22 protein-coding genes and 1 riboswitch are annotated in these 25,891 nt (G+C 70.9%); of the genes, 8 read left to right on the top strand and 14 right to left on the bottom strand.

The genetic code is table 11. From position 1 onward, the window contains the following. Positions 1–10 precede the first annotated feature (10 nt). Genes SOM08_RS10685 through SOM08_RS10655 form a run of 7 tightly spaced genes read right to left on the bottom strand, consistent with a single transcriptional unit; the run spans position 11 to position 7,295 of the window. Positions 11–772 carry an ABC transporter ATP-binding protein gene (locus SOM08_RS10685; protein ID WP_322470646.1) on the bottom strand — a complete coding sequence of 254 codons (762 nt, stop codon included), beginning with the start codon at positions 770–772 and terminating at the stop codon, positions 11–13. A gap of 58 nt (positions 773–830) precedes the next feature. After that, positions 831–1,895, bottom strand: coding sequence for a FecCD family ABC transporter permease (locus SOM08_RS10680; RefSeq protein WP_245980823.1), 1,065 nt, complete (start codon positions 1,893–1,895; stop codon positions 831–833). Further along, positions 1,892–2,773, bottom strand: coding sequence for an ABC transporter substrate-binding protein (locus SOM08_RS10675; protein ID WP_116957920.1), 882 nt, complete (start codon positions 2,771–2,773; stop codon positions 1,892–1,894). The genes SOM08_RS10680 and SOM08_RS10675 overlap by 4 nt, the downstream gene beginning before the upstream one ends. Then, positions 2,770–3,336, bottom strand: coding sequence for a bifunctional adenosylcobinamide kinase/adenosylcobinamide-phosphate guanylyltransferase (gene cobU / locus SOM08_RS10670; RefSeq protein WP_116957919.1), 567 nt, complete (start codon positions 3,334–3,336; stop codon positions 2,770–2,772). Before cobU ends, SOM08_RS10675 begins: the two co-directional genes overlap by 4 nt. Next, positions 3,329–4,138: an ABC transporter substrate-binding protein gene (locus SOM08_RS10665; RefSeq protein ID WP_116957918.1), complete on the bottom strand. Its 810-nt coding sequence runs from the start codon at positions 4,136–4,138 to the stop codon at positions 3,329–3,331. Before SOM08_RS10665 ends, cobU begins: the two co-directional genes overlap by 8 nt. Further along, complete coding sequence (locus SOM08_RS10660) at positions 4,135–5,457, bottom strand: cobyrinate a,c-diamide synthase (protein WP_116957917.1); 1,323 nt, start codon at positions 5,455–5,457, stop codon at positions 4,135–4,137. The genes SOM08_RS10665 and SOM08_RS10660 overlap by 4 nt, the downstream gene beginning before the upstream one ends. Next, a complete protein-coding gene (locus tag SOM08_RS10655) occupies positions 5,454–7,295 on the bottom strand; it encodes a TonB-dependent receptor domain-containing protein (protein ID WP_322470645.1) in 1,842 nt (613 codons plus the stop codon). The genes SOM08_RS10660 and SOM08_RS10655 overlap by 4 nt, the downstream gene beginning before the upstream one ends. Before the next feature lie 72 nt (positions 7,296–7,367). Further along, positions 7,368–7,629: riboswitch (cobalamin riboswitch) on the bottom strand. A gap of 53 nt (positions 7,630–7,682) precedes the next feature. Between SOM08_RS10655 and SOM08_RS10650 the strand changes: the two genes are divergently transcribed. From SOM08_RS10650 to SOM08_RS10640, 3 genes are all read left to right on the top strand, one after another. Beyond that, positions 7,683–7,910 carry a DUF904 domain-containing protein gene (locus SOM08_RS10650; RefSeq protein ID WP_070397836.1) on the top strand — a complete coding sequence of 76 codons (228 nt, stop codon included), beginning with the start codon at positions 7,683–7,685 and terminating at the stop codon, positions 7,908–7,910. Further along, a complete protein-coding gene (locus SOM08_RS10645) occupies positions 7,907–8,317 on the top strand; it encodes a cell division protein ZapA (RefSeq protein ID WP_070397837.1) in 411 nt (136 codons plus the stop codon). The genes SOM08_RS10650 and SOM08_RS10645 overlap by 4 nt, the downstream gene beginning before the upstream one ends. A gap of 274 nt (positions 8,318–8,591) precedes the next feature. Then, positions 8,592–9,407, top strand: coding sequence for a sulfite exporter TauE/SafE family protein (locus tag SOM08_RS10640; RefSeq protein ID WP_116957915.1), 816 nt, complete (start codon positions 8,592–8,594; stop codon positions 9,405–9,407). Here SOM08_RS10640 and rraA read toward each other — a convergent pair. Next, positions 9,404–9,901 (bottom strand): ribonuclease E activity regulator RraA, encoded by a 498-nt coding sequence (gene rraA, locus SOM08_RS10635; protein WP_322470644.1) that lies wholly within the window; start codon positions 9,899–9,901, stop codon positions 9,404–9,406. The genes SOM08_RS10640 and rraA overlap by 4 nt on opposite strands. 275 nt (positions 9,902–10,176) lie before the next feature. Here rraA and SOM08_RS10630 point away from each other — a divergent pair, with 275 nt between their 5' ends. The 4 genes from SOM08_RS10630 (at position 10,177) to SOM08_RS10615 (ending at position 15,690) form a co-directional block, all read left to right on the top strand. Continuing rightward, the gene (locus SOM08_RS10630; protein WP_070397840.1) at positions 10,177–10,629 is read left to right on the top strand and encodes an SWIB/MDM2 domain-containing protein; all 453 of its coding nucleotides are present in this window, start codon (positions 10,177–10,179) and stop codon (positions 10,627–10,629) included. Between the two features lie 218 nt (positions 10,630–10,847). Next, positions 10,848–12,593 (top strand): adenylate/guanylate cyclase domain-containing protein, encoded by a 1,746-nt coding sequence (locus tag SOM08_RS10625; RefSeq protein WP_322470643.1) that lies wholly within the window; start codon positions 10,848–10,850, stop codon positions 12,591–12,593. A 21-nt stretch (positions 12,594–12,614) separates the two neighbouring features. After that, a complete protein-coding gene (locus tag SOM08_RS10620) occupies positions 12,615–13,688 on the top strand; it encodes a phosphatase PAP2 family protein (protein WP_116957912.1) in 1,074 nt (357 codons plus the stop codon). Between the two features lie 61 nt (positions 13,689–13,749). Then, positions 13,750–15,690: a hypothetical protein gene (locus tag SOM08_RS10615; protein ID WP_322470642.1), complete on the top strand. Its 1,941-nt coding sequence runs from the start codon at positions 13,750–13,752 to the stop codon at positions 15,688–15,690. Between the two features lie 79 nt (positions 15,691–15,769). Here the strand turns inward: SOM08_RS10615 and SOM08_RS10610 are convergent, their stop codons facing one another. From SOM08_RS10610 to SOM08_RS10590, 5 genes are all read right to left on the bottom strand, one after another. Next, the gene (locus SOM08_RS10610; RefSeq protein ID WP_070397844.1) at positions 15,770–16,420 is read right to left on the bottom strand and encodes a Crp/Fnr family transcriptional regulator; all 651 of its coding nucleotides are present in this window, start codon (positions 16,418–16,420) and stop codon (positions 15,770–15,772) included. Between the two features lie 10 nt (positions 16,421–16,430). Beyond that, on the bottom strand, positions 16,431–17,120 hold the full coding sequence (locus tag SOM08_RS10605; RefSeq protein WP_181936421.1) for a helix-turn-helix transcriptional regulator: 690 nt from the start codon (positions 17,118–17,120) through the stop codon (positions 16,431–16,433). A 114-nt stretch (positions 17,121–17,234) separates the two neighbouring features. After that, positions 17,235–18,941, bottom strand: coding sequence for a thiamine pyrophosphate-binding protein (locus SOM08_RS10600; protein WP_322470641.1), 1,707 nt, complete (start codon positions 18,939–18,941; stop codon positions 17,235–17,237). Further along, on the bottom strand, positions 18,938–20,185 hold the full coding sequence (locus tag SOM08_RS10595; RefSeq protein WP_322470640.1) for an MFS transporter: 1,248 nt from the start codon (positions 20,183–20,185) through the stop codon (positions 18,938–18,940). The genes SOM08_RS10600 and SOM08_RS10595 overlap by 4 nt, the downstream gene beginning before the upstream one ends. 88 nt (positions 20,186–20,273) lie before the next feature. Then, the gene (locus SOM08_RS10590) at positions 20,274–22,688 is read right to left on the bottom strand and encodes a DUF1631 family protein (RefSeq protein WP_322470639.1); all 2,415 of its coding nucleotides are present in this window, start codon (positions 22,686–22,688) and stop codon (positions 20,274–20,276) included. 265 nt (positions 22,689–22,953) lie between these two features. Between SOM08_RS10590 and SOM08_RS10585 the strand changes: the two genes are divergently transcribed. Then, on the top strand, positions 22,954–23,193 hold the full coding sequence (locus SOM08_RS10585) for a hypothetical protein (RefSeq protein ID WP_116957906.1): 240 nt from the start codon (positions 22,954–22,956) through the stop codon (positions 23,191–23,193). Between the two features lie 29 nt (positions 23,194–23,222). On the opposite strand, the gene clpB is transcribed toward SOM08_RS10585, so the two are convergent. Further along, the gene (gene clpB, locus SOM08_RS10580) at positions 23,223–25,829 is read right to left on the bottom strand and encodes an ATP-dependent chaperone ClpB (RefSeq protein ID WP_322470638.1); all 2,607 of its coding nucleotides are present in this window, start codon (positions 25,827–25,829) and stop codon (positions 23,223–23,225) included. Positions 25,830–25,891: the final 62 nt, after the last annotated feature.

Below are 25,891 nucleotides of genomic sequence, written 5' to 3'. Positions count from 1 at the left end.
CTCCTGAGAATCAACGGGGCAAGGCAACCCATTGGTCGCCCAGCGGGTGGATGGCGATGCGCTGGTCGAACACGGCTTCCAGCGCGCGGTGGGTGGCGGCGGCTTCGCAGGCGCCCTGGTGACGCACGCAGCCAGCGGCCACGATCACCATCTGATCGGCGTGCAGGGCCACGCCGATTTCGTGCAGCACGCTCACCACGGTCTTGCCCTGGGCCACGAGACCGCGCACGAGCTGCATCCAGTCGGCCTGGTGCGGCGGGTCCAGGTTGGCCAGGGGCTCGTCCATGAGCAGAACGTCGGCGTTCACCGCCAGCAGGCGCGCCAGCAGCACGCGCTGGCGCTCGCCGCCGGACAGCGCGCCGAGGGCGCGCTCGCGCCAGTCCCAGGCCTGGGTGGCGCGCAGGGCCTGCTCCACGGCGGCGCGGTCGGCCTCGGACGGCGGGGCCAGCCAGGGCTGGTGCGGCAGGCGGCCGAGCATGGCCACGTCCCACACGCTCAGGTCCTCGGCGCCGGTCTCGCCCTGCCCCAGCCAGGCCAGGCGGCGCGCGCGTTCGCGGCCGCGCCAGCTGGCGAAAGGCCGCCCCAGCAGCTCGGCCTGGCCGCTGTGCGGCAGCAGCCCGGCCAGGGCCTTGAGCAGGGTCGATTTGCCCGCGCCGTTGGGGCCGACCACGCTGGTCCAGCGCCCGGCGGGCAGGCTCAGCTCAATGCCATGCAGGACCTCGACGCCGCCGAGCGACACGCCGATGCCCTTGGCTTGCAGCGCGGCGCTCATTCGGAGACCTCCGCGCGGCGCGCTGCGGCGCGAGCCCCTTCGGGTGGCCGTGCGCGGCTCACAGCCCACCCCCCGGCCGGCGGCGCCGGTGCATCAGCCACAGCAGGTAGCTGCCGCCCAGCACCGCGGTGAGCACGCCCACGGGCAGTTCCTGCGGCGCGATGACCCAGCGCGCGAGCACGTCGGCCGCCATCAGCAGCAGCCCGCCCATGAAGGCGCTCAGCACCACCAGCCGCGCGTGCGTGGTTTTGACCAGCGAGCGCACCAGGTGCGGCGCGGCCAGGCCCACGAAGGCGATCAGGCCGGTCTGCGCCACGGCCGCGCCGGTGGCCAGGGCCAGCACCGCCACCAGCACCACGCGCACGGCGCCCAGGGGCAGGCCCAGGCTCAAGGCCGTGGCCTCGCCCAGGGCCAGGCCGTCCAGCACGCGGCCCAGCGCGGCGGACACCCCCAGCGCCACCAGCAGCATGGCCGCCATCACGCCGCAGGCCGGCCAGCCCACGAAGCCCGTGCTGCCCAGCATGAAGCCCTGCATGGCCTGCAGCACGTCGGGCTCGGCGATGGTGATGAGGTCGCGCGCCGCGCCCAGCACCACGCCCACGATGACACCGGCCAGCAGCAGGCGCAGGGTCTGCTGCACGCCTTTGGCCAGCAGGAGCGTGAGCGCCACGCCCAGCACCGCGCCCAGGAAGGCCGCGCCGGTGAGGCCCAGGCGCACCAGCCACTGCGTGGCCAGGGTGGAGGCGCCGAACAGCGCCAGCGCGATGGCCACGCCCAGCGCGGCGCCCGAGGCGCTGCCCAGCAGGTACGGGTCGGCCAGCGGGTTGCGGAACAGGCCCTGCGCCACCGCGCCCGCCAGGCCCAGCAGCGCGCCCGCGACCCAGGCGCCCAGGGTGCGCGGCAAGCGGATGTCCCACAGGATCTGCCAGGCCACCGCGTCGTGGCGCGCGTTGAGCACGCTGTCGAAGCCGGTGCTGCCCACGCCCGCGCCCAGCAGCAACAGCAGCAGCCCGGCCAGCAGCAGCGCCACCCCCAATCCAATGACACCGCGGAACCGGCTCTGCCGGGCCGCTGGTGTCGCCCCCTTGAGGGGGTCGAGCGAAGCGTGGCGGGGGTGGATCATTTCCGCCCCTTGTCCGACAGGCAGCGCGCCATGATGCGCGCGGCCTCGGCCATGCGTGGCCCGGGACGCACCAGCACGTCGGACTCGTCGGCGCTGAACACGCAGACGCGGCCTTCGCGCAAAGCGCGCATGCCCTGCCAGCCGGGCCGCTGCGCCAGGCCAGCGACGTTGCGCTGGCCGATCATGATCAGGTCCGGGTCGGCGCGCACCACGTACTCGGGGTTGATGCGCGGGAACGGGCCCAGTTCGCGCCCCACGATGTTGCGCGCGCCCAGGCGGTCCATGAGCTCGCCGATGAAGGAACCCGGCCCGGCCGCGTAGCCGCCGGTGCTGACCTCGTAGTACACGCGCAGGCCACGCGCCGGCGGCGGCAGTGAAGACGCCGCGGCCGACACGCCGGCCTCGATGGCGCGCCAGACGCGCTCGGCGTCGCGCACCTCCAGCACCTGGCCCAGCACGCCCATCACGCGCTGCGCGCCGGCCGCGGTGCGCGGCTCCAGCGCCAGCACCTTGAGGCCGAAGGACTCGAGACGCGGCACACCGCGCGAGGACGTGGCCGCCAGCACCAGGTCGGGGCGCAGCGCGACGATGGCCTCGATGTTCGGGTCGATGCCGCCCCCCGTTTGCGGCAGCGCGCGCACCGAGGCCGGGTAGTTGGAGTAGCGGTCCACGCCCACCAGGCGGTGGCATTGCCCCAGCTCGCACACGGTTTCGGTGAGCGAGGGCAGCAGCGAGACGATGCGCTGCGGCGAACGCGGCAGGCTCACGGCCACGCCGCGGTCGTCGACGACCCGGATCTCACCGGCGTGCGCCGGGGCGGCGGCGCTGGCCAGGGCCAGCCACAGGCCCAGCAGCCAGGCAAAGGCGGGGCGTTTCATCGCGGGGCTTTCAAGGTCAGCGGCAGGCCCGCCGCCATCAGGGTCACGCGTTCGCAGGCGCCGGCCACGGCCTGGTTCAGGCGGCCCAGTGCGTCCACGAAGGCGCGGGTCTCGCGGCCCAGGGGGATCACGCCCAGGCCGATCTCGTTGCCCACCAGCACCACCGGGCCGCGCGCGCCAGCGATGGCGTCCAGCAGGGCCTGCGTGGGCGCCTGGGGGTCAGCGGCCCCGCCCTCGGCCGGCATCAGCAGGTTGGTCAGCCACAGGGTGAGGCAGTCCACCACCACCAGGGTGTCGGGCGAGGCGTGTTCACCCAGCGCCTCGGCCAGCGCCAGTGGCGCCTCCACCGTGGCCATGCCGGGCACGCGTTCGGCGCGGTCGCGCTGGTGCTGGGCAATGCGCGCGCGCATCTCCTCGTCCCAGGGCTGGCCGGTGGCGATCAGCACGGCGCGGCGGCTGGCGCCGGCGTCCAGCCACCGCCGCGCCAGCGATTCGGCGCGGCGCGACTTGCCGCTGCGCTGGCCGCCGAGGATGAATTCGCTGCGGGCGATGGTCTCAGCCATGGCGCGCGCTCCAGTCCATCACGAGGCGGTGCAGCCGCTCCACGCCATCGGTGAGCGCCGCCGGGCCGGGCTGCAGGATGTCGGCCGACTTGATCTCGTGCAGTTCGCCGTCGCGCACGGCGGGCACGGCCTGCCAGCCGGGCCGCGCGGCCACGCGCTCGGGCCGGAACTTCTTGCCGCACCAGGAGCCGACGACCATGTCGGGCGCGCGATCGACGATGCGCTGGGGCTCGCCGATGATGCGGTCCTTGCCCAGCGGCATGAGGGCCAGTTCGGGAAAGCAGTCGTCGCCGCCGGCGATGCCCACCAGCTCCGACACCCAGCGGATGCCGCTGATGCAGGGCTCGTCCCACTCCTCGAAGTACACGCGCGGGCGGCGCGGCAGGGCGCGCCCCGCCTCGGCCATGGCCGCCAGCCGCGCCCGGGTGCGCGCGATCCAGGCCAGGCCCTGCTCGGCCTGGCCCACCACCGCGGCCACCTGGTACAGCATGTCGAAGATCTGCGCCACGCTGCGCTGGTTGAAGACGGTGACCTGCACGCCCGCGCGGATCAGCGCCGAGGCGATGTCGGCCTGCAGGTCGGAGAAGCCGAACACGCAGTCGGGCTCCAGCGCCAGGATCTTGTCGATCTTGGCGTTCAGGAAGGCGCTGACCTTGGGCTTGTCCTCGCGCGCGCGGCGCGGGCGCACGGTGTAGCCCGAGATGCCCACGATGCGCGCCTCCTGCCCCAGCAGGTAGAGCCATTCGGTGGTCTCTTCGGTGAGGCAGACGATGCGCTGCGGGCCGAGCGTGGCGGTGTTCATGCAGAGGCCTCCGGCAGGAACAGCGAGGCGGTGGCCGCCGGGCTGGAGGGGAACCAGGCGTGGAAGTAGCTTGCGCGCAGGCCGCCGGCCTGGTACAGGGCCTCGCCCGCGCCGCCGCGCTGGGGCACCGTGCGGCCGATCGGCGCGAGCGGCGATTCGGTGCGCGAGTGGTGGAAGGTGTGGCCGCGCAGCGAGCCGGCCGGCAGGTCCAGCCGCTGCGGCCCGAGCGCGACCAGGCGCGGCTGCATCGCGGCCTGTCCGGGCAGCAGGCCCCACATCGCATGGGCGCCGCCCTCGTGCGTGCGCAGTCCGTCCATGAGCAACAGCATGCCACCGCATTCCGCCCACACCGGCAGGCCCGCCTGCAGGTGCGCGGCCAGGCCGGCGCGGCAGCGCTGGCTCGCGGCCAGTTCGGTCGCGTGCAGTTCGGGGTAGCCGCCGGGCAGCCAGACGGCGTCGCAGGGCGGCAAGGGCTCGTCGGCCAGCGGCGAGAAGAAGGCCAGCTCGGCGCCCAGCGCGCGCAGCGTGTCCAGGTTGGCCGGGTAGATGAAGCAGAACGCCGCGTCGCGCGCGACGGCGACGGTGCGGCCGGCCAGCGGGCGGCCCGGGTCGGGGCGCGGCGCGGGGGCCTCGAAGGAGACGGTCCAGCGCGCCAGCGCGGCGCGGTCCATGCCGCCCAGGGGCGTGGCCGCCAGCGCGTCGGCGGCGGCGTCGAGCCGGGCCAGGGCGTCGGGCAGTTCGGACGCGACGGTCAGGCCCAGGTGGCGCTCGGGCAGCGAGAAGGCGGCGTCGCGGTTCACCGCGCCCAGCCAGCTGTCGCGGTCCTCCCCCAGGGCGTCCTGCAGCAGCTGGGCATGGCGCTCGCCCGCCACGCGGTTGGCCAGCACGCCGGCCCAGGGCAGGCCGGCGCGAAAGTGACGCAGGCCGAAGGCCAGCGCACCGAACGTGCCGGCCATGGCCGAGGCGTCGATCACCGCCAGCACCGGCAGGCCGAAGCGCCGCGCGAGCTCGGCCGCGCTGGGCTCGCCGTCGAACAGGCCCATCACGCCCTCGACCACGATCAGATCGGCCTGCCCGGCCGCCTCGTGCAGGCGGGCGCGGGCGTCGTCCTCGCCGGTCATCCAGAGGTCCAGGTTGTGCACCGGCTGGCCGCTGGCCAGCGCGAGCCAGTGCGGGTCCAGGAAATCGGGCCCGCACTTGAAGGCGCGCACGCGCCGCCCGGCGCGCGCGTGCAGCCGCGCCAGGGCGGCGGCCACGGTGGTCTTGCCCTGGCCCGAGGCCGGGGCCGCCACGAGAACGGCCGCCGCCTGGTGCCTCATCGCTGGGGCGCCCACTGCAGGGTGAGGTAGGCCGCGCGGCCCGGCTGGTTGTAGCCGTTGGCGGTCTGGTAGTCCTTGTCGCCCACGTTGTTCAGGCGCAGGGCGAGCGACCAGTCCTTGTTGATGGCGTAGCGCGTGTACAGGTCCAGCGTGCCGAAGCCGGGCAGGCGGATGGTGTTGGCGGCGTTCTCGAACCGCTCACCCACCAACTGCAGCGAAGCGCCCCAGCTCCAGGCGCCGAGGCGGTGGTCCAGGCCGGCGCTGAGGGTTTCGTCGGCGCGGCGCTGCAGCTTCTGGCGCGTGCGGACGTTGCGGGCGTCGAGCAGCTCCAGCTGCGCGAACCAGGACCAGGCACCGGCCTCGCCGCTGTAGCCCAGCGACCAGCCCTCCATGCGCGCCTGCGGCACGTTGGCCACCGCCGGCTGCAGGGTGATGAAGCCGCGCACGCGGTTGTCGAAGCGGGTCAGCTTCACCTCGTGCAGGCCCTGGGTGTAGGTCAGGCCGATCTCGCTGTTCTTGCCGCGCTCGGGCTGCGTGGTGGGGTTGCCGGTGAAGAACGGCGACACGTAGTACAGCGTGTTGAACGACGGCATCTTGAAGGACGTGCCGTAGGCGATGTGCGGGCGCCAGTTCGGCGTGAGCTGGTAGCCGTAGCTGGCGAAGCCGGTGGTGGCGCCACCGAACTGCGAGTTCTGATCGCGCCGCAGGTTGGCCTGCCACAGGTGCTGGCCGAGGCCACCGGTCAGGCCCACGAAAGCGGCATCGGTGGTGCGCGAGTTCACCGCGTAGGCCTGCGTGCCCGACACGGCCTCCTTGATCGACTCCGCGCCCACGAGCAGCTTGCCGACGCGGGTGTTCCAGTCGTGCTGCAGCGTGACCTGGGTCTGCGAGGTGTCGAACACCGAGGGCGCGCCGGGGGCGCCGAAGCTGTCGGTGTCGTCGTCGCTGCGCGAGACGTTCAGGCGCGTGCGCGAGTCGGTGGACCATTGGCGTTCCAGGCCCCAGCCGAGCACGCGCGTCGTCGCCTTGGAGCGGGCATCGAAGGGGCCCGGCCCCTGGTCGAAGCGGCTGACGCCGTCGGCCTGGGTGAAGTTCAGGTCGGTGGACCAGCCTTCGCCGAGGCGCCAGCGCAGCGAGCCCGAGACGCTGTCCTGCTTCACGCCATCGCGGTCGGGGTTGTAGTTGGCGCCGATGCGCGGGTTGGTGGAGGAGAAGCCGTCTTCGCTCAGCGAACTCAGACCCAGGCTGTAGGTGAAGCTGTCGGTACCGCCGCGCAGGCCGGCGGCCAGCTCGCGGTGCCCTTCGCTGCCGACAGTGATCCGCGCGTCGGGGTGGAAGCCCTGCACGCCGCGCTTGGTGAAGATCTGCACCACGCCACCCACGGCGTCGCTGCCGTAGAGCGCCGAGGCCGGGCCCTTGAGCACCTCGATGCGGTCGATCAGACCGAGCGGGATGTTGTCCCAGTTGGGCGTACCGGACGTGGACGAGCCGTAGCGCACGCCGTCGACCAGCAGCAGCACGTGGCGCGTTTCGGTGCCGCGCACGAACAGGCCGGTCTGCTTGCCGCGGCCGCCGTTGGCGCTCATCTGCAGGCCGGCCTGGCGCACCAGTACCTCGGACAGCGTGCGGCCGGCGGCCTGCTCGAGGGCCTGGGCGTCGATGACGACAACGTCGCTGAGCAGCTCATCGCTGCGGGTCTCGACCCTCGTGGCGGTGACCACGGTTTCCTTGAGGGTGGCGTCGGCAGCGGACTGGGCGTGGGACGCGGACACGCCGAAGGCGGCCAGAAGGGCCAGCGGGAGCGCGGCCTGGGGCGCGCGCGGGGCGGGGATTTTCATTGTGAACAAGCGGTGGCAAGCCCTCACCGCCTTCCCCGACGGTGCATGGGCATCACGGCGGCGCGCCCGAAGACGCACCGCCACCTCGCTGGCCGGTATCCGGGCTGGCAGACCAACCACCCTCGCCTTCCCAGCCGGCGCGCGGGGCGCCGGCCAGTGGCGGTGTGAGGGTGGCAGAGCATCCGGCGGCTTGGGGCCGCCGGCCATCTCGTCTGCTTACCGTTGCGGGGGCAGCGCAGGTTAGGTTCGCCGCCGCTGGCAGCGCGCCCTCCTGCTTCCCGTTTAACCGCGGCGCGTGAACCACGCCGCGAGCACCAACGCCCGTGATTCTAAGCAAAGCCTTTGGTGACGCCTACAATGCCCCACGCCCTTCGCCACGCAAAGACCATGGCCGCGCCCTCGCCCATCGACCAGATCACCGACAAGGTGGAGCGGCTTTTGCTGCGCCACGAGGAGCTGCAACGCACCAACGCACTGCTCGTCGAGCAGGTGCACGCGCTGCAGGCCGAGCGCGACTCGCTCAAGTCGCGCCTGATGGCGGCGCGCGCGCGCATCGACGCGCTGCTGGAGCGGCTGCCCGGCGCCAGCGCCGAAGAACGCAAGGAGCGCACATGAACCGGCCCGGCTTCAAGCAGATCGAGGTGCAGATCATGGGACAGAGCTACCTGCTGTCCTGCCCCGACGGCGGAGAGACCGCGCTGCTCGACGCCGTGGAGCGCGTGGACACCGCCATGTGCCGCATCCGCGACGCGGGCAAGGTCAAGGCGCGCGACCGCATCGCCGTGCTGGCTTCGCTGAACCTGGCGTTCGAGCTGTCGCAACTGGAGCGCAAGGAAGCCGAGCGCGAGGCCGAACAGCAGCAGTTCCAGGCCTCGTCCTTCGCGCAGGCCGAGGGCAGCGCCTTCGCCGAGGCCGGTGGCAGCTTCGAGCAGGACGCCATCGATCCGCAGACGCTCTCGCGCGTCGAAGACCTCATGCGCCGGCTCGATCAAACGCTCGACAAGGACGGCCGGCTGCTCTGACGAGAGCCGCTTGAAACGGCCGCCGCCCATCAGCGCGCGCGGCCACACCGACCGATGGTCCGCAGGGCTTTCCCGGTGCTTCTAGAATCAACACCGTCTGCAGTGTGTGCCGGGTTCTCATGTCCTTGAACCAATGCTCATTGAGCCCGGGCTTGGTACATTGCGCGGCTGGTGCGAGCGTCTCGCGTCAGACGAACCCGACGCCGCGCTGCCCTTGCCCACCTGAACCCCGGTTCAGGCCAACGACCCGGCGCTCACTTGCAGACACCTTTTCATGCCACTTGAACCCCTGTTGATCGCCGAGCTCGCGCTGCTCGGCGTGGGAACCGGATTCCTCGCGGGCCTGCTCGGCATCGGCGGCGGAATGCTGATGGTCCCGTTCATCACCCTCATCCTCAACGGCCGCGGCGTCGCGCCCGACCTGGCCGTCAAGATGGCCATCGCCACTTCGATGGCGACCATCATCTTCACCAGCATCTCCAGCGTGCGCGCACACCACAAGCGCGGCGCCGTGCGATGGGACATCGTGAAGCGGCTGGCACCAGGCATCGTGCTGGGCGCGGCGCTCGCCAGCCTGGGCGTGTTCGCGCTGCTCAAGGGCTCCTGGCTGGCGCTGTTCTTCTCGCTCTTCGTGGGCTTCTCGGCCACACAGATGCTGCTGGACCGCAAGCCCCAGCCGACGCGCACCATGCCGGGCACGGCCGGCCAGCTGGGTGCGGGCGGCGTCATCGGTTTTCTGTCCGGCCTGGTGGGCGCGGGCGGTGGCTTCGTCTCGGTGCCCTTCATGACCTGGTGCAACGTGCCCATCCACAACGCGGTGGCCACGAGCGCCGCGCTGGGCTTTCCAATCGCGCTGGCCAACGCGCTGGGCTACGTGGTCTCGGGCCAGGGCGTGAGCGGGCTGCCAGCCGGCTCGGTGGGCTACATCTACGTGCCAGCCCTGGTGGTCATCGCCAGTGCCAGCGTGCTGATGGCGCCGCTGGGCGTGCGCGCGGCGCACGCGCTGCCCATCGCCACGCTGCGGCGGGTGTTCGCGGGCATCCTGTACGCGCTCGCGGCGTACATGCTCTGGAAGGGCCTGGCCGCTTAAAGCGCGGTCGCGGCCACCACGATCCCGTCCTCGTCCGCGTAGAGCCAGTCCCCCGGGCGCACCCACACGCCCTGCACGCGCACGGCGACGTCGCGTTGCCCCTCGCCCCGCCGCTGCGTCGGCAGCGGCACCGGCGCCAGCGCGCAGATGCCCACCTCGCTGCCGGCCAGCTCGGCCACGTCGCGCACGCAGCCGTCGATCACCACCCCCGCCCAGCCATTGCGCGCCGCCGCCGCGCCGAGGTTGCCGCCCAGCAGCGCACGGCGCATCGAGCCGCCGCCGTCCACCACCAGCACCCGCCCCTCGCCCGCGCTTTCCACCGCCTCCTTCACCCGCGAGTTGTCCTCGAAGCACTGCACCGTGCTCACCGGCCCGTGGAAGCGGCGGCGCGCACCAAAGTGCCGCCAGACCGGCGGCAGCACCCGAAAGGCACCGCTGTCGTCCGACTTGTGCGCGTCGCAAAGATCGCAGGTGGCGGGGGAAGGCGTGTTCATGGCGGGCTCCGCAGAGAGGGGTTTCGACTCGCGCGCATTGTCGAGACAAACCCGCCCGGCGCGCGCCCGGGTGCCCCCGCAGGAACGGCCCACGGGCCGCACACCCCGAGGAGTGTTGTTTTCCGCGCCAAAAAGCGCGGTTTCCCCCTGGACACCCCTCGCAAAACCGCGTCTTCCTCCTTGGAAGCCGCGTGCAACTCCATTAGCATCATGTCGCTTGTGTGAGAGCGCGTTTTCCGCAAGCGAACACATCAACTTCTAGAAGGACATCCACCATGGCAACTGCGAAGAAAGCCGCCGCGAAGAAGGCACCGGCGAAGAAGGCCGCTCCGGCCAAGAAAGCCGCCCCGGCGAAGAAGGCCGCTCCGGCCAAGAAAGCCGCCCCGGCGAAGAAGGCCGCCCCGGCCAAGAAAGCCGCTCCGGCGAAGAAGGCCGCTCCTGCCAAGAAGGCCCCGGCGAAGAAGGCTCCCGCCAAGAAGCGCACCCCCAACGCCGCCTTCATGAAGGCCCTGACCCCCAGCGCCGCCCTGGCCGCCATCGTGGGCGCCAACCCGCTGCCGCGCACCGAAGTGACCAAGAAGGTCTGGGACTACATCAAGAAGAACAAGCTCCAGGACTCGGTGAACAAGCGCATGATCAACGCCGACGCCAAGCTGAAGGAGATCTTCAAGAAGGCCCAGGCCTCCATGTTCGAGATGACCAAGCTGGTCAACGATCACCTCAAGTGATCCCCCTGCCGCCCGTAGCACGGCGGTGAACCCGACAAAGCCGACGTCCCGTCGGCTTTGTCGTTTCTGCTCGTTCATCGGGCATTGGCTCCATCGCACGAATTCGATTGTGCGAAACTGAATTGTTTGTCACATCCGCTTGCATGGTCCCCTCACCCGCGCCCTCCTCCCCCGAGCCTGCCTCGCCAGCCCATGGCCAGGCCGTCGAGCTGCCGCCGGTGCAACACAAGACGGTGCTCGTCATCGACCTGGTGGAATCGGTGCGGCTGATGGCGCAAAACGAGGAGCAGGTGGTGCGGATGTGGCGCGGCTTCGTGCACCACGCCACCACCGAGGTGTTCCCCGCGCATGGGGGCCGCCTGGTCAAGAGCCTGGGCGACGGCCTGCTGGCGGAGTTCGAGCACCCGGCCCAGGCCGTGCGCGCCGCGATGGCGCTGCACCGCCATTTCGACAACACCAACCGGAACCTGCCGGCGGCCCAGCAGCTGCACCTGCGCGCCGGCCTCAACGCCACCCAGCTCTACATCGACGACAACGACATCTACGGCCAGGGCGTGAACCTGGCGGCGCGTGTGGCCGACCTGGCCATGCCCGGCGAGACCGTGGTCACCGCCAGCGTGTACGACGCCATCGTGGTCGGCATCGACGCCGACGTGCAGGACCGCGGCGAGAGCTACCTCAAGCACTGGCCCGAGCCGGTGCGCACCTGGACGGTGACGCCCGTGGCCGCCCAGGGCGCGGTGCCGCGCATGCCCGCGCCCGAGGCCGCCACCAGCGACTTCCGTCCCAGCATCGCCGTGGTGCCCTTCGAGACGCGCAGCCATTCGCAGGAACAGTTCGTCATCGGCGACCTGCTGGCCGACGGCGTGATCACCCAGCTCTCGCGCAGCCCCGACCTGCGCGTCATCTCGCGCCTGTCCACCAGCGCCTTCCGCGGCCGCCAGGCCAGCGCGACCGAGGTCGGCCAGCGCCTGGAGGCGGCGTACACGCTCAGCGGCAGCTACGTGAGCTACGGCGACAAGGTGGTGATCAACGCCGAGCTCTGCGACAACCGGCGCGGGGAGGTGGTCTGGGCCGATCGCCTGGCCGGCGAGGTGATGGACCTGCTGCAGACCGAGAGCCAACTGATCCACCAGCTGAGCGAAGCCTGCTCCGAAGCCTTGCTGCACCACATGGTGCAGCGCACCCTGGTGCTGCCGGTGCCACAGCTCGACAGCAACGCGCTGATGCTGGGCGGCATCACGCTGATGCACCGCTCCACGCCGCGCGACCTGCAGCGCAGCCAGCAGTTGCTGGAGGCCGTGGTGGACCGCCACAAGCGCGTGGCCACGCCCTGGGCCTGGCTGTCCAAGTGGCACATCATGCAGGTGGTGCAGGGCCTGACGGCGGAGCCCGCCCATGCCTTTCGCGAGGCGGTCAGCGTGGCCGACCGCGCACTCGATCTGGAACCGCACAGCTCGCTGGCCATGGCCATCAAGGGCCACGCGCTGTGTCACCTGGGCGAAAACATAGGCGAATCCCAGCGATTGCTCTTCTCCGCCACAGACGCCAATCCCAACGACCCCATGGCCTGGCTGTACCGGTGCGTCTGGTCAACGATGTGGGGCAATACGGCGGATGCCATTCCCGAGGCCTCCCGGGCGTTGGAGTTGTCTCCACTGGACCCACAGCGCTACTACTTCGAAATGATGCTGGCCGCCAGCCACCTGGGCGCGGGAGAGCTGGAGAAGTCCATCCAGCATGGCGAACGCTCGCTGAAGAAGAACAGATACCACCTGCCGACCATTCGTACGCTGATGACCGCGCACTACGAATTGGGCCAGATCGAGCGGGCGCGCGAGATGTTCGGGCTGGTCAAACAGCTTCAGCCGTCGCTCACGCTGGCCACGTATCTGCAGACGGGAACTGTGAGCCCGACTCGTCAGCGCACGGCAAAAGTTTTGTCAGCCTTAGGCCTCAATTAACCAGCAGGAAGGAGAGAAGCAATGAGTGGAGGATTCAGCGGCGGCTTTAGCGGAGGGTTCAGCGGCGGGTTCAGCGGCGGCTTCGGGGGCAACGCCCCAGGCGCCCTGGCGTCCGCCGACGCCCTCACCCTCTCGCGCGCCGCCATCGTCGGCCCCTACGAAGGCCCGGTGCTGCGCATCAAATGGCCGGCGTTCAACGACCCGGCCAACCTCAAGCGCTGGGACAACGGCCCACGCGTGCAAGCCATCGGCTCGGAGCTCATGGAGGGCTTGAGCTTCGATACGAATGCGCGCCAGTACCGCGCCGAACTGACATACGCCCGCCAGGGCCGCCCGCAGCCGCTGGTGACGCTCAAAGGGCCGGACGAAGCCCTGCTGAAGAAGCAGCTCTCGCTCGTCGCCGCCTACGCCGACCTGCGCAGCGACCGCTCGCTGGAGATCACCGAGCAGATGGGCTATCCCATCCCGTTCTGGGGCTCGGTCGTGGGCCTCACCGCGCACCGGCACAAGTACACGCTGCAGTTGCTGGAGGTCGGTTTGAACCTCACGTCCAGCGTCATCCAGCGCTTCAAGTTCATGTTCTCCACCACCCGCCCGGTGGAGTTCTCGCCGCAGATCCAACCCATGATCCCCACCCCGGGGCACGGCGCCTGGCCCAGCGGACACGCCACCGAGGCCTTCCTGGCCGCGAACCTGCTGCAGGCCCTGCTGGACGCCGGCATGCCCGCCACCGCCCGCCACCCCGGCAATGGCCAGGAAAGCCGCGAGCAGCTGCAGCGCCTGGCCGCGCGCATCGCCGTCAACCGCACCGTGGCCGGCGTGCACTACCCGGTGGACAGCGCCGCCGGCCGCCTGCTGGGCACCGCGCTGGCCGAGTTCATCGTGGCGCGCGCCACCAGCGGCAAGGTGCACGCGCGCGGCTTCAACTCCGCGCTGTTCCACGAGCCCGACGGCGCGCCCAAGGACTTCAGCCTGAACGACCCCATGGACCACGCCAGCGGCTACCCCTACACCCGCGACCCGCGCGCCCGCGCCGTGGGCGAGGCGCCGCTGCTGGCCTGGCTGTGGCAGGAAGCCGTGAAGGAATGGCCATGAACGCCGCACGGCTGCCCGAAGGCGCTCCTCGCGCCGCAGCGCCTGGCGCGGAGGCGCTGCCATGAGTTGGAAGCCCCTGCCCAAGGGCGAGTTCACCGGAATCGATTGGTCCGCCCCTGGCGCCATCGATGGCATGGACCCCTACCTGGCCTGGGCCGAGGCCGACGGTTTCATGGGCTACCACGTCCATGGCCGCGAGCCGGAAAAACTCAAGTGGCTGCCCATCGTCATCGGCCTGCACGAAGGCGTTGACGTGCGCCAGCTGGTGAACGCCACCGCCACCCGCTGGCTGCGCGTGCCCCTGGCTTACCTGCTGGTGCCGGGCCTGCGCCACTGCAGCGCGCGCGTCTCGCGCGAGTTCTTCCGCCACTGGCGCCAAGACCCGGCTCTGCGCGCGCTCATCGAGCGCTTCGAGCTGGGCCTGCCGGTCGAACAGCTTCCCTTGGGCCTGACCGAGTTCTGCACACCCCATTGCCGCCCGCAACCGCCGCGCCAGCGCGTGCGCGGGCCGGTGCTGGGCGTCATCGACGGCGGCCTGGCCATCGCCAACGCCGCCTTCTTCGATGACCGGGGCCGCACCCGCGTGCGCCACTTCTGGCGGCAGGACAACTTCTACGGCGGTCGCTGGCCCGGCTCCCCCGACAACCACCGCGTGCCGCTGGACCCGCGCCGCGCCGGCCCCCGGCCACCCGACCTGGGCTATGGCCACGAACTCGACCGAGAGTCCATAGACCGCGTGATGGCCGAGCACACGCGCAACGGCCAGGTGGACGAAGACGCCGTGTACCGGTACTTCCAGCTCTGGGACCTGGCGCGCCCCGTCAACCACGGCACGCACGTCACCAGCCTGGCCACCGCGCCCGGCGGACTGCTGGACCCCGACCTGAACGACGCCGCCAGCCGCAGCGCCATCGTGGCCGTGCAGTTGGACTGGTCCAACGTGCTCGACACCTCGGGTGGCGCGATGAACGTGAGCGTGCTCGACGGCCTGCTCTACATCGTCTCGCGCTGCGCGGCCGACGCGGACATCGTGGTCAACGTCAGCTGGGGCACCCTGGCCGGACCGCACGACGGCAGCTCGCTGCTCGAGGCGGCCATGGACGAGCTGGTGGACAAGCTGGGCGGGCGCCTGCGCATCACCGTGCCCGGCGGCAACGCCTACCAGAGCCGCACGCACGCCAACGGCGCGCTCGCGCCCAGCGAATCGCAGGCGCTGCACTGGCGCGTCCAGCCCGACGACCACACGCAGAACTTCCTGGAGATCTGGCTGCCCGACGGCGCCGAAGGCCTGAGCCTGTCGGTCGCGCCACCGGACCGACCGGATCAGGCGGTGACGCTCACCCAGGGCCAGTCGGGCATGTGGGCCAACGCGCAAGGCCTGCCCATCTGGTCGCTGATCTACCCGTCGAGCACCGCGCTGGGCCGGGGCACCTGTGCCCTGCTGGTGCTGGAATGCACGGCCAGCCACGACCCTGAGCACCCGCTCGCGCCCTGCGGCGTGTGGACGGTGACCCTGCGCAACCGGGGACGCACCCCCGTGGTGTTCGACGCCTACGTGGAGCGCGACGACGTGGCCCTGGGCGTGAACACGGGCGCGCGGCAGTCCTACCTGGAAGACGCGCACTACGACACCCAGGGCAACCTGAACGGCTGGGTGGACCAGCCCGGCAATCCCACGGCCATCCGCCGCAGCGGCGTGTTCAACAGCCTGTCCACGGGGCAGCACACGATCAGCGTGGGCGGCACGCGCGCGTCCGACAGTGGAGCGCAGGAGCTGGCGCGTTTTGCGCGCTACTCGCCGCAGCGGCCCGACCCCGGCCCCGCCCGGGCGCAGCGCCCGGGCGTGAAGATCACGCCAGAAACCCTGGCGGCCTGCGACAGCAACACCGCCTTGTGGGGCGTGCGCGGCGTGGGCAGCCTGAGCGGGAGCACGGTGCGGCTCGCAGGCACCAGCTCGTCGGCCCCGAAGGAAGCGCGCCGCCTGCTCAACGGCCTGGGTTGAGGCCAGTCGCGCCGGGCCGCGCCCTCGGCGGCCGCGGCCCGCGCGGCGGCGTGGCGTGGGGCCTCTGCCCCTGGCCGGCTCACCAGCGCGCCGGCAGGTTCTTCAGCAACCAGAGGCGCCGCTCGCGCACGGCGACGTAGCCGCCGTTCTCCAGGTCCTTCAGCAGCCGGCTCACCATCTCGCGCGAGCAGGCCAGGTGCTGGGCGATCTGCTGGTGTGTCAGCCGCTCGCGCAGCGGGCGCGCGCCGTCGTCCTGCGGCGCCAACGCCCAGCCGTTGAGCAGCTTCACCAGACGGCCGTAGACGTCGATCAGCGCCACGCTGCGCGCGCTTTCGGTGGCCAGGCGGGCGCGCCGGATCAGGCGCGCCATGAGCTCGAAGGCGAATTCCGGGTGCTCGGCGATGTAGGCCAGCAGGCGCTCGCGCGTGATGACCGAGCAGGTGCTGGCCTCGGCCGCTTCCACGTTGGCCGAGCGCGGGCCGCCGTCGAGCGACATCTCGCCCACGTATTCCAGCGGGCCGTACAGGCCCAGGGTGAGTTCACGGCCGGAGGCGTCGGCCACGTAGGCGCGCAGGCGGCCCTGCAGCACGATGTAGAGGGTGTCCCCGGTTTCGCCTTCCTGAATCAGCAGGGCGCCGCGCCGGTAGCGGCGTTGGATGCCTTGCGCGGCCAGTGCTTCGATGTGCTGCGTGTTCTGCGAAGAGAGAGTCGAAGCGCTGGCGGGGGGCATCCGGTGGGGTCTAGGGGTGGGAGTAACCCGCCGGATTGTGCGCGACCGGCGTGATGATGCGCAAGGCAGGCACCACGGGTGGCAGGCTGTTCACGCGCTGCAGCAAGCGGCGCACGCTGCTGGCGCCGGCCTTCTCGCGCAGGGTTTTGACCTGGCTGCGCACGGTGGAGATGGCCACGCCGTTCTCGGCGGCGATCTCCTGCACGTCCAGGCCGCGGCACAGGGCCAGCATCACCACCTCTTCGGTGGGGCTCAGGCTCAGGGCGCGGGCGAACATGCGCACGGCCAGGTTGTCGCTGGCGCTCTGGCGCGACAGCAGCACCAGCACGGTGGGCGAGTCGTCTTCCAGCGGGTGCGACAGCGGCGTGAAGGCCATGGACAGGTCGCGCTCGCCTTCGCGCATCAGCAGCAGGCGGCGCTGGCCCCGACTGGCCGCGTCCAGTGCCTGCTGGATGCGCTCGCTGTGCTCGGCGCTGCTGCCCATGAGGCTGCCGCTGCAGGCGCGCAGCACGCGCCGCTGTGCCAGTTCGTGGCGCGCCAGGTGGTTGGCGTGGAGGATGCGTCCCTGCGGGTCGAGGAGCAGCATGCCGTAGTCCACCTCGTCGAACACCCTCAGCAGGTGCGCCTGACTCAGCGCCCGGACCTCGCCCGTGGCGTACTGCGTGCTGTTACCCCAAACCGTTTCCGTTGCCTGTCGCATATGAATACCTCCGTATGACCGGCAGTTTTTCATCGACGGGGCGGGATTGCTGTGCCGTGGTGGGGCCTAAACCTGTGATGCATTCACATTCCGCCCCCCGCCAGCGGAAGCGAATCAGCGCTTCAGCGCGGTGTCGCGGATCGCGCTCAGCGTGCCCCGGGTGGTGATCACCTCGGGCGACAGCGGCAGCACGATGAGCGTTCCGCCAGGCTGCGCGAGCGCGCGCCGCAACGCCGGTTCGAAGTCGGCGGTGCGCTCCACACGCTCGCCGGCGTAACCGTAGGCGCGCGCCAGGGCCGCGAAATCGGGGTTGTTCAGGTTCGAGCCACTCACCCGTGCCGGGTACTCGCGCTCCTGGTGCATGCGGATGGTGCCGTAGCTGCCGTTGTCCAGCAGCAGCACGATGCTGCGCGCGCCGTGCTGCACGGCGGTGGCCAGTTCCTGACCGTTCATGAGGAAATCGCCGTCGCCCGCGATGGTGAAGGCGGTGCGCCCGGTGAGGAGGGACGCCGCGATGCCGGCCGGCACGCCATAGCCCATGGCGCCGTTGGTGGGCGCCAGTTGCGTCTTGTGGCCACGCGCCAGGCCCGGGTAGCGGTAGAAGCGGTGCAGCCAGCTGGCGAAGTTGCCCGCGCCGTTGGTGAGCACGGCGTCGGCCGGCAGCAGGCGCTGCAGCGTGTGCACGATGGCCGGCATGTCGATCGGCCCGGGCAGTTGCACGCCGCCGTTGGCGGGGTCGATGTTGGCCAGGTAGTCGGCGTGGCAGGCCGCGGTCCAGGCGGCCCAGGGCAGGCTGGGCGGCGGACTCAGCACCTCCAGGCTGCGCGCGGCGGCGTTCATGCTGGCCTGGATGGCCAGCGCGGGCTGGTACACCCGGTTCAGCTCTTCGGCGCTGGCGTGGATGTGCACCAGCTTCTGGCGGGGCAGCGGCGCCTCGATCAGCGTGTAGCCGCCGGTGGTGCTTTCGCCGAGGCGCGGGCCCAGGGCGATGAGCAGGTCGCTCTCGCGCACGCGGCGCGCCAGCGCGGGGTTGATGCCCAAACCCACGTCGCCCGCGTACTGCGGGTGGTGGTTGTCGAAGGTGTCCTGGAAGCGGAAGGCGTTGGCCACCGGCAGGCGCCAGGCCTCGGCGAAGCGCTGCAGGGCGGCGGCGCTCTGCGGCGTCCAGCCACCGCCACCGGCGATGACGAGGGGCCGCTCGGCCGCCAGCAACAGCGTGCGCAGCTCACGCAGCGCGCCCGGGTCGCTCCAGGCCTGCACCGGCTCCACGCGCGGCAGCGGCACGCTGTCCACGCGCTGCGTGAGCATGTCCTCGGGCAGCACCAACACAACGGGGCCGGGGCGGCCGTTCATGGCGGTGGCGAAGGCGCGCGCCACGTACTCGGGAATGCGGCGGGCGTCGTCGATGCGCTCCACGCGCTTGGCCATACCCTTGGTGGACGGGCCGAAGAAGGCGGCGAAGTCCACTTCCTGGAAGGCCTCGCGGTCGCGCGCGTCGCTGGCCACGTCGCCCACGAACAGCACCATCGGCGTGCTGTCCTGGAAGGCCGTGTGCACGCCGATGGAGGCGTTGGTGGCGCCTGGACCGCGCGTGACGAAGCAGACGCCGGGCCGGCCCGTGAGCTTGCCCTGGGCCTCGGCCATGAAGGCGGCACCGCCCTCCTGCCGGTTGGTGACGAAGCGGATGCGCTTCGCGTGCGCGTGAAAGCCGTCCAGCACGGCCAGGAAGCTCTCGCCCGGCACGCCGAAGGCGTGCGTCACGCCCTGCTCGATCAGGCACTCGACCAGCAGGTGACCCGCGAGCTTGGTGGACGCGGTCATGCCACCGCCACCCGCTTGCCCACGCCCAGCGCGGCGTAGGCGGACAGGGCCAGCACCACCGCGCCGCCCGCCAGCGTGGCCGCGTACCAGCCGTGGTCCATGAGCACGCCGAACACCAGCGGCGCGAGCGCGAAGCCCACGTCCAGGCCCGAGTAGACCGTGCCGTACACCCGGCCGGTGGCGCCCTTGGGCGTGGCGCGTTTGATGAGCATGTCGCGGCTCGGCCCGGCCACGCCGAGGGCGAAGCCCGTGATGGCCAGCACGGCCATGGTGCCGAACTCGCCGAACCAGCCGGTGGCGCACACCAGCATCAGCAGCGCGCCCAGGCCCATGCCCCAGGCCAGCACCGTGTCGCTGGAGATCTGGTGCCGCTGGCCATAGACGGTGACGAAGCCGCCGACGAACATGCCGAAGGCCGAGCACAGCATGTAGGCGCTGACGGTCAGCGTGGCCGCCTCCATCGAGGTGCCGTACAGCGCCTGCAGGATGGAGGGCACGAAGCTCTGCACCACGGCCAAGGTCATGGTGGAGAGCAGGAAGAAGGCGAAGCACCACCACACCACGGGCAGCTTCAGGAAGGCCAGGTCGTGTGCCCCGCCGGCGTGCGCCGCGGGGGCGCGCACCACCACCTCGGTGCGCAGCTTGTCGCGCTGCCACCAGAGCAGCGCCAGCACGCCCGTGTACAGCAGGGCGGCCGAGTAATAGGCCGTGCGCCAGTCGCTCAGGCTGGTGATGCCGACCAGGAAGACCGGCGCCAGCGCCCAGCCCAGGCTGCCCGTCACGCCGTGCACGCTGAAGGCATGGCCCAGGCGGGCGGTGGACACGCGCTGGTTGAGGATGGTGAAGTCACAGGGGTGGAACGGCGCGTTGCCCAGACCCGCGAGCACGGCCGTGGCCATCAGGCCCCAGTAGCCGGTGGCCTGCGAGGCGACCAGCGAGGCCAGCAGGAAGCAGCCGATGGCGGCGAACAGCACCGGGCGGGCGCCCACGCGGTCGACCAGGAAACCCGACAGCGCCTGGCCCACACCCGAGATGATGAAGAACACCGTCATGAGCAGGCCCACGTCGGCGAAGCCCAGACCGAAGTCGCGGATGAACAACGGGAACAGCGGCGCCAGCAGCATGTGGGAGAAGTGGGAGGTGCCGTGCGCCAGGCCGACCAGCCCGATGACGGCGGCGTCTTGCCTGAGCGGAACGGGGTTCGCGGGCGGCAGCGTGCCCAGCGCGGTGGCGGCGGAAGTCATGGGCCGAGATGGTACCCAGGCGGCACCCGCCCCGGGCGCTCACGGGTTTTCACCGAAAGGTGGCGCGCGGCGCGGCGGGGGCGGGCCCTTATTGCACGCTGACCGGCTCGAGCACCGGCGGTGCGCCCGAGGCCAGCACCGTGTCCAGCGCCGTCTGCACCACCGGACGGGCCTCCACCGGGCGCAGCCAGCGGTTGCGGATGAGGCGCACGCAGACGCGCTTGGTCATGGAGTGCGCCCGGCCGCCTCGGCTGGTGAACATGAACAGCGTGCCGCGCGTGCTGGCCCAGATGAGCTGGGCGCGCAGCCACTCGCCGTGTGAGTACATGTCGACCCAGGTGCCTTCGCGCAGCGACATCAGCAGCTGCTCGGCGTCCATGGCCGGCGCCTCCAGCGGCGCGTGGTCGGAATCCCCCTCGCCGTGCAGGCTGCCGAGGTCGGAGGCCAGGGTGTCCTCGAAGCCTGCGTTGGCCAGCTCTTGCTGGCCCAGCCAGGGCTGCGCCGCTGCCTTGGGCAGGCGCTGCTCGGGCGTGGCCGGCGCGAATTCGTCGAGCCGGGTGGGGTCGAACGCGGGCTCCAGCGGGATCGGGTCGGAATGGCCCGAATCGCTGCGCACCTTGGCGCGGCGCAGGCCCAGCACGGGCTCATGCAGTCGCATCAGGGCGTCGAAGAACGGCTGGGTCTCCTCGCGCGTCTTGCCCAGGGCGTCCAGCCCCTGGTGCAGGGTCTTGATGAGGCCGGGCACGATGCGGAACAGGTCGGCCGGACGGCGCAAGGTCACTTCCTTGCGGATGCTCCACAGCAGGTCGGTGACCGCCTTGCGGTAGGCGTTGAGCTCGGCCTGGCTGTCGGGCAGGCCCATTTCGGCCTGCGCCAGCACCAGGGCCCAGCTGCCGTAGATGAAATCCAGGATAAAGCCCGGCGCGTTCTCCACGTCAGGGCGCTGGCTCAGGTCCCAGGCGGTGCGATCGGCCAGGGCCTGGCGCTCCTCGGCGTGGCGCAGGGCGTGCAGGCGGTCGTTCTGCAGCTGCTGTTCGCGGTCGTCCTGCGAGCGCCAGTGGCCGCGCAGCTTGTCCAGGGCCTCGCCGAAGGCCTTGGGCTCCTTGCTGGCGCGCTCGTTGAGCTGGCGAAAGGCATCGCGCACCGGCCCGAAGAAGGATTCGAACTCCTCGCTGAACTCGTCGTTGTAGCGGAAGCTGCGCTGCGCCACGCTTTCCACCAGGCGGCGCGCGGGGTGGGCGTCTTCGTTGAAGTAGCGCGGCTCGGTCAGCGCCTGGCTGAGCAGCGCGGGCTCCAGCGCCACCACGGCCTCGCGCACCGGCGCCAGCAGCAGCGGGTCGCGCGCCACCTGGTTGACCAGCTTGCGCACCACGTCCAGGCCGATGGCCTGGCCCACCGAGCGGGCCTGGCGCTTGAGGTCGAGCAGCGCGCGCGTGCGCGCAACCGCGCTGGCGAAATCGCCCCAGGCCTCGGCCTTGAGCTGCGAGCCGATGCTGACGCCGCGCGCCGGGCGGTCCACCACGGGCAGGTCGCGAAAGCGCGTGCGCTCCTCTTCGAGCACCGCGTCGTCGAGCACGGGCAGCGAGGCCTCGGCCTGCATCGCGGCCATTTCGCGGTCGAGCTGGCGGAAATACTGCTCGTTCAGCGCCTGCGCATACTCTTCGCCGCCCTGCTGCAGGAACTGCTGCATCACGTCGTGGTCGAGCGTGGGGTGGGCGCGGGCCAGGTCGCCCATGGCCGGCATGAAGGGATGGACCGGCTCGGGCCGGGCCGGCGCGGCCTCGGTGGCCACGCCGCTGGGGGTGAAGCCGAAATCGAGCAGGTCGCGCTTGGGCTGTGCGGGCCGCGTCGCCTGCGGATCGGCCACCAGCCGAACGCGGTAGCTGGCCTCCTGCACGTTCGCGCGCTGCAGCATCAGCGCCAGGTTTTCGTACAGGCCGCGCAGTTCGCGGCCCAGCACCGGGGCCAGGTGGCGCATCCAGAGCGTGCGCACCTCGGCGTCGCTTTCGCTGGCGGTCAGCATCTCGCGCAGCACCCGCACGTAGACCGAGGGGCGCAGCGGGTTTTTCTCGGCGTGCACGGTGTCCAGGCCGATGAGCGAGCTCATGCGCGCGTCGAGCACGGCCAGGGCCTGCTCCACCTCGGGCAGCAGGTTCTGCAGCAGCTTGGCGGACTCGATCGATTCGGCCACCGCGTTGTCGTCCACCAGCGCCAGCAGCTCGGTGTTGGACAGCAAGGCCAGGCTGGAGGTATTGCCTTCGTTGTACCCGGTGTGAAAAGCCGCCTTCAGGCGCTGCGCGAAATTGGGGCCCCAGCCATTGCGGTGCTTGAGCAGCGCGAACCAGGACCGCGCCGCGCGGTCGCGCGCGGCCACCTCGCGCAGGTCCTTTTCCTCGGCCTGCAGGGAGGACACGCCCACGTCGATGCAGCGCCCCAGCATGGGCGCGGCGTGGCGGACGGCTTCCTCGAAGCACTGCTCCAGCAAGGGAGAAGGAACGGTCATGTCGGCAAAGGGGCCAGGGGAGCGGCGGTCACCAGGTGATGAAAGCATCACGTGATGCAGGTCACGGTTATAGCCGCCCGAGGTGTGAACGAAGTGGTGATCGGCCGATTTCCGGACAGGGGTAGCCCCTGGGGCTCCAATCGGTCGCCCGGGGCTGCCGGACGGCCCCGCAGGCGCGCGCCCGCGGCTGGCCCGGAACTTGTATGCCCGGGCATCGGGCGCGGTTTCACGGTGAAGTCACGCCGCCAATGCACGCTTCAGGGACATGGAAGGCCACCTCTACACGAAGACGCCCCGCGCCTGGGAGGCGCTGGCCCGCCCCGACGGGCTGGACCGCCGGGCGCACACCCTGCTGCTGATGGCCAACGGCCGGCGCAGCCTGCGCGAACTCTCGCGCCTGCTGGACGAGGACGTGCACGAACTGGCCCGCCGCCTGGCCGCGCAGGGCTATCTGCTGGACAACCAGACGCCGGTACTGGCCGACGTGGACGACGAGGCGGCCTGAGGGCCGGCCGCGCCACGCGCGGCGGCCGATCAGGCCATGGGCAGCGGCTCGCCGAACTCGAACACGCCCGGGTTGCGCACCGGGTCCACACCGACCGGAATGGCCGACTTGGGCGGGTAGCGGCCCTCCAGCAGCAGCTTGGACAGCGGGTTCTCGATGCGCTGCTGGATCGCGCGCTTGAGCGGGCGCGCACCGAACACCGGATCGAAGCCGACCTTGGCCAGCTCGCCCAGCGCCGCCGGCGAGACCTCGAGCTTGAGGTCCATCTTCTGCAGCCGCGCCTGCAGCGCCTGCAGCTGGATGGCGGCGATCGCCTCGATGTTCTTGGCGTCGAGTGCGTGGAACACCACGGTCTCGTCGATGCGGTTGAGGAACTCGGGGCGGAAATAGCCCTTGAGCTCGCCCCACACGGCTTCCTTCACCTCGTCGTAGGGCTGGCCGACCATGGACTGGATCATGTGCGAGCCGATGTTGCTGGTCATCACGATCACGGTGTTCTTGAAGTCCACGGTGCGGCCCTGGCCGTCGGTGAGGCGACCGTCGTCGAGCACCTGCAGCAGCACGTTGAAGACGTCGGGGTGGGCCTTCTCCACCTCGTCGAGCAGCAGCACCGAGTAGGGCTTGCGGCGCACCGCTTCGGTGAGGTAGCCACCCTCCTCGTAGCCCACGTAGCCGGGCGGCGCACCGATCAGGCGCGCGACCGAGTGCTTCTCCATGAACTCGCTCATATCGATGCGCACGAGGTGGTCTTCGCTGTCGAACAGGAAGCCCGCCAGCGCCTTGCACAGCTCGGTCTTGCCCACGCCGGTGGGGCCCAGGAACAGGAAGGAACCGGTGGGCCGGTTCGGGTCGGACAGGCCCGAGCGCGAGCGGCGGATGGCGTTGGCCACCGCGCTGATGGCCTCGTCCTGGCCCACCACGCGTTGGTGCAGGCGGTCCTCCATCTGCAGCAACTTGTCGCGCTCGCCCTGCATGAGCTTGCTCACCGGAATGCCGGTGGCGCGCGCCACCACCTCGGCGATCTCCTCGGCGCCGACCTGGGTGCGCAGCAGCTGCGGGCGGCCGCCCTCCTTCTTGCCGGTCTCGGCCGCCTGGGCGTCCTTCAGGCGTTTTTCCAGTTCGGGCAGCTTGCCGTATTGCAGCTCGGCGACCTTGTTGAAGTCACCCTTGCGGGTGAATTCCTCGATCTGGTGGCGCAGCTTGTCGATCTCTTCCTTCACCTGGGCCGAGCCCTGGGCCTGGGCCTTTTCGGCCTTCCAGATCTCCTCCAGGTCGGCCAGCTCACGCTTGAGGCGCTCGATCTCTTCGTCGATCAGGCCCAGGCGCTTCTGCGAGGCCTCGTCGGTTTCTTTCCTGATGGCCTCGCGCTCGATCTGCAGCTGGATGAGCCGGCGGTCCAGCCGGTCCATGGCCTCGGGCTTGGAGTCGATCTCGATCTTGATCTTGGCCGCGGCCTCGTCGATCAGGTCGATGGCCTTGTCGGGCAGGAAGCGGTCGGTGATGTAGCGGTGGCTCAGCTCGGCCGCGGCCACGATGGCCGGATCGGTGATCTCCACGCCGTGGTGCACCTCGTACTTTTCCTGCAGGCCGCGCAGGATGGCGATGGTGGCTTCCACCGACGGCTCGTCCACCAGGATCTTCTGGAAGCGGCGCTCCAGCGCGGCGTCCTTCTCGATGTACTTGCGGTACTCGTCCAGCGTGGTGGCGCCCACGCAGTGCAACTCGCCACGCGCCAGCGCGGGCTTGAGCATGTTGCCCGCGTCCATGGCGCCTTCGGCCTTGCCGGCACCGACCATGGTGTGCAGCTCGTCGATGAAGACGATGGTTTGGCCCTCGTCCTTGGCCAGTTCGTTGAGCACGCTCTTGAGGCGCTCCTCGAACTCGCCGCGGTACTTGGCGCCGGCCAGCAGCGCGGCCATGTCCAGACTGAGCACGCGCTTGCCTTTGAGGCTGTCGGGCACCTCGCCGGCCACGATGCGCTGCGCCAGGCCCTCGACGATGGCGGTCTTGCCCACGCCGGGTTCACCGATCAGCACCGGGTTGTTTTTGCTGCGCCGCTGCAGCACCTGGATGGCGCGGCGGATCTCGTCGTCGCGGCCGATCACCGGGTCGAGCTTGCCCGCGCGGGCGCGCTCGGTCAGGTCCATGGTGTATTTCTTGAGCGCCTCGCGCTGGCCCTCGGCCTCGGGGCTGTTGACCTGCTGGCCGCCACGCACGGCGGCGATGGCCGCCTCCAGGCTCTTGCGCGACAGCCCGTTCTCGTTGGCGATGCGGCCCAGCTCGCCCTTGGCGTCGGCCACGGCGAGCAGGAAGAGCTCACTGGCGATGAAGGCGTCGCCGCGCTTGATGCCGTCCTTTTCGGTGGCCTGGAGCAGCTTGGCCAGTTCGGGGCCGACCTGCACCTGCTCCTGGCCCTGCACCTGGGGCAGCCGCTTGACAGCCGCCTCGGCCGCCTGCACGAGGCCGGGCACGTTCACGCCGGCGCGCTGCAGGATGGACACCGGCCCGTCGGTCTGGCGCAGCATGGCCAGCAGCAGGTGCACGGGTTCGATGTAGGCGTGGTCATTGCCCAGCGCGAGGGACTGGGCGTCGGCCAGGGCTTCCTGGAATTTGGTGGTGAGTTTGTCGAGACGCATGGGAGGGGCGCTCCGAAAATGTGGATTGCCAGGCACATGGCGGCAATGGAGCCATTTTCAAG

This window comes from Hydrogenophaga sp. SNF1, assembly GCF_034421675.1.
GTDB classification, from domain to species: Bacteria; Pseudomonadota; Gammaproteobacteria; order Burkholderiales; family Burkholderiaceae_C; genus Hydrogenophaga; species Hydrogenophaga borbori.
This window is presented reverse-complemented; position numbering and strand designations above follow the sequence as displayed.

Excerpts from the sequence above, each read along its gene's own strand:
- SOM08_RS10685 (WP_322470646.1), bottom strand. The coding sequence starts at position 772 with ATGAGCGCCGCGCTGCAAGCCAAGGGCATCGGCGTGTCGCTCGGCGGC.
- SOM08_RS10680 (WP_245980823.1), bottom strand. The coding sequence starts at position 1,895 with ATGATCCACCCCCGCCACGCTTCGCTCGACCCCCTCAAGGGGGCGACA.
- SOM08_RS10675 (WP_116957920.1), bottom strand. The coding sequence starts at position 2,773 with ATGAAACGCCCCGCCTTTGCCTGGCTGCTGGGCCTGTGGCTGGCCCTG.
- cobU (WP_116957919.1), bottom strand. The coding sequence starts at position 3,336 with ATGGCTGAGACCATCGCCCGCAGCGAATTCATCCTCGGCGGCCAGCGC.
- SOM08_RS10665 (WP_116957918.1), bottom strand. The coding sequence starts at position 4,138 with ATGAACACCGCCACGCTCGGCCCGCAGCGCATCGTCTGCCTCACCGAA.
- SOM08_RS10660 (WP_116957917.1), bottom strand. The coding sequence starts at position 5,457 with ATGAGGCACCAGGCGGCGGCCGTTCTCGTGGCGGCCCCGGCCTCGGGC.
- SOM08_RS10655 (WP_322470645.1), bottom strand. The coding sequence starts at position 7,295 with ATGAAAATCCCCGCCCCGCGCGCGCCCCAGGCCGCGCTCCCGCTGGCC.
- SOM08_RS10650 (WP_070397836.1), top strand. The coding sequence starts at position 7,683 with ATGGCCGCGCCCTCGCCCATCGACCAGATCACCGACAAGGTGGAGCGG.
- SOM08_RS10645 (WP_070397837.1), top strand. The coding sequence starts at position 7,907 with ATGAACCGGCCCGGCTTCAAGCAGATCGAGGTGCAGATCATGGGACAG.
- SOM08_RS10640 (WP_116957915.1), top strand. The coding sequence starts at position 8,592 with ATGCCACTTGAACCCCTGTTGATCGCCGAGCTCGCGCTGCTCGGCGTG.
- rraA (WP_322470644.1), bottom strand. The coding sequence starts at position 9,901 with ATGAACACGCCTTCCCCCGCCACCTGCGATCTTTGCGACGCGCACAAG.
- SOM08_RS10630 (WP_070397840.1), top strand. The coding sequence starts at position 10,177 with ATGGCAACTGCGAAGAAAGCCGCCGCGAAGAAGGCACCGGCGAAGAAG.
- SOM08_RS10620 (WP_116957912.1), top strand. The coding sequence starts at position 12,615 with ATGAGTGGAGGATTCAGCGGCGGCTTTAGCGGAGGGTTCAGCGGCGGG.
- SOM08_RS10615 (WP_322470642.1), top strand. The coding sequence starts at position 13,750 with ATGAGTTGGAAGCCCCTGCCCAAGGGCGAGTTCACCGGAATCGATTGG.
- SOM08_RS10610 (WP_070397844.1), bottom strand. The coding sequence starts at position 16,420 with ATGCCCCCCGCCAGCGCTTCGACTCTCTCTTCGCAGAACACGCAGCAC.
- SOM08_RS10605 (WP_181936421.1), bottom strand. The coding sequence starts at position 17,120 with ATGCGACAGGCAACGGAAACGGTTTGGGGTAACAGCACGCAGTACGCC.
- SOM08_RS10600 (WP_322470641.1), bottom strand. The coding sequence starts at position 18,941 with ATGACCGCGTCCACCAAGCTCGCGGGTCACCTGCTGGTCGAGTGCCTG.
- SOM08_RS10595 (WP_322470640.1), bottom strand. The coding sequence starts at position 20,185 with ATGACTTCCGCCGCCACCGCGCTGGGCACGCTGCCGCCCGCGAACCCC.
- SOM08_RS10590 (WP_322470639.1), bottom strand. The coding sequence starts at position 22,688 with ATGACCGTTCCTTCTCCCTTGCTGGAGCAGTGCTTCGAGGAAGCCGTC.
- SOM08_RS10585 (WP_116957906.1), top strand. The coding sequence starts at position 22,954 with ATGGAAGGCCACCTCTACACGAAGACGCCCCGCGCCTGGGAGGCGCTG.
- clpB (WP_322470638.1), bottom strand. The coding sequence starts at position 25,829 with ATGCGTCTCGACAAACTCACCACCAAATTCCAGGAAGCCCTGGCCGAC.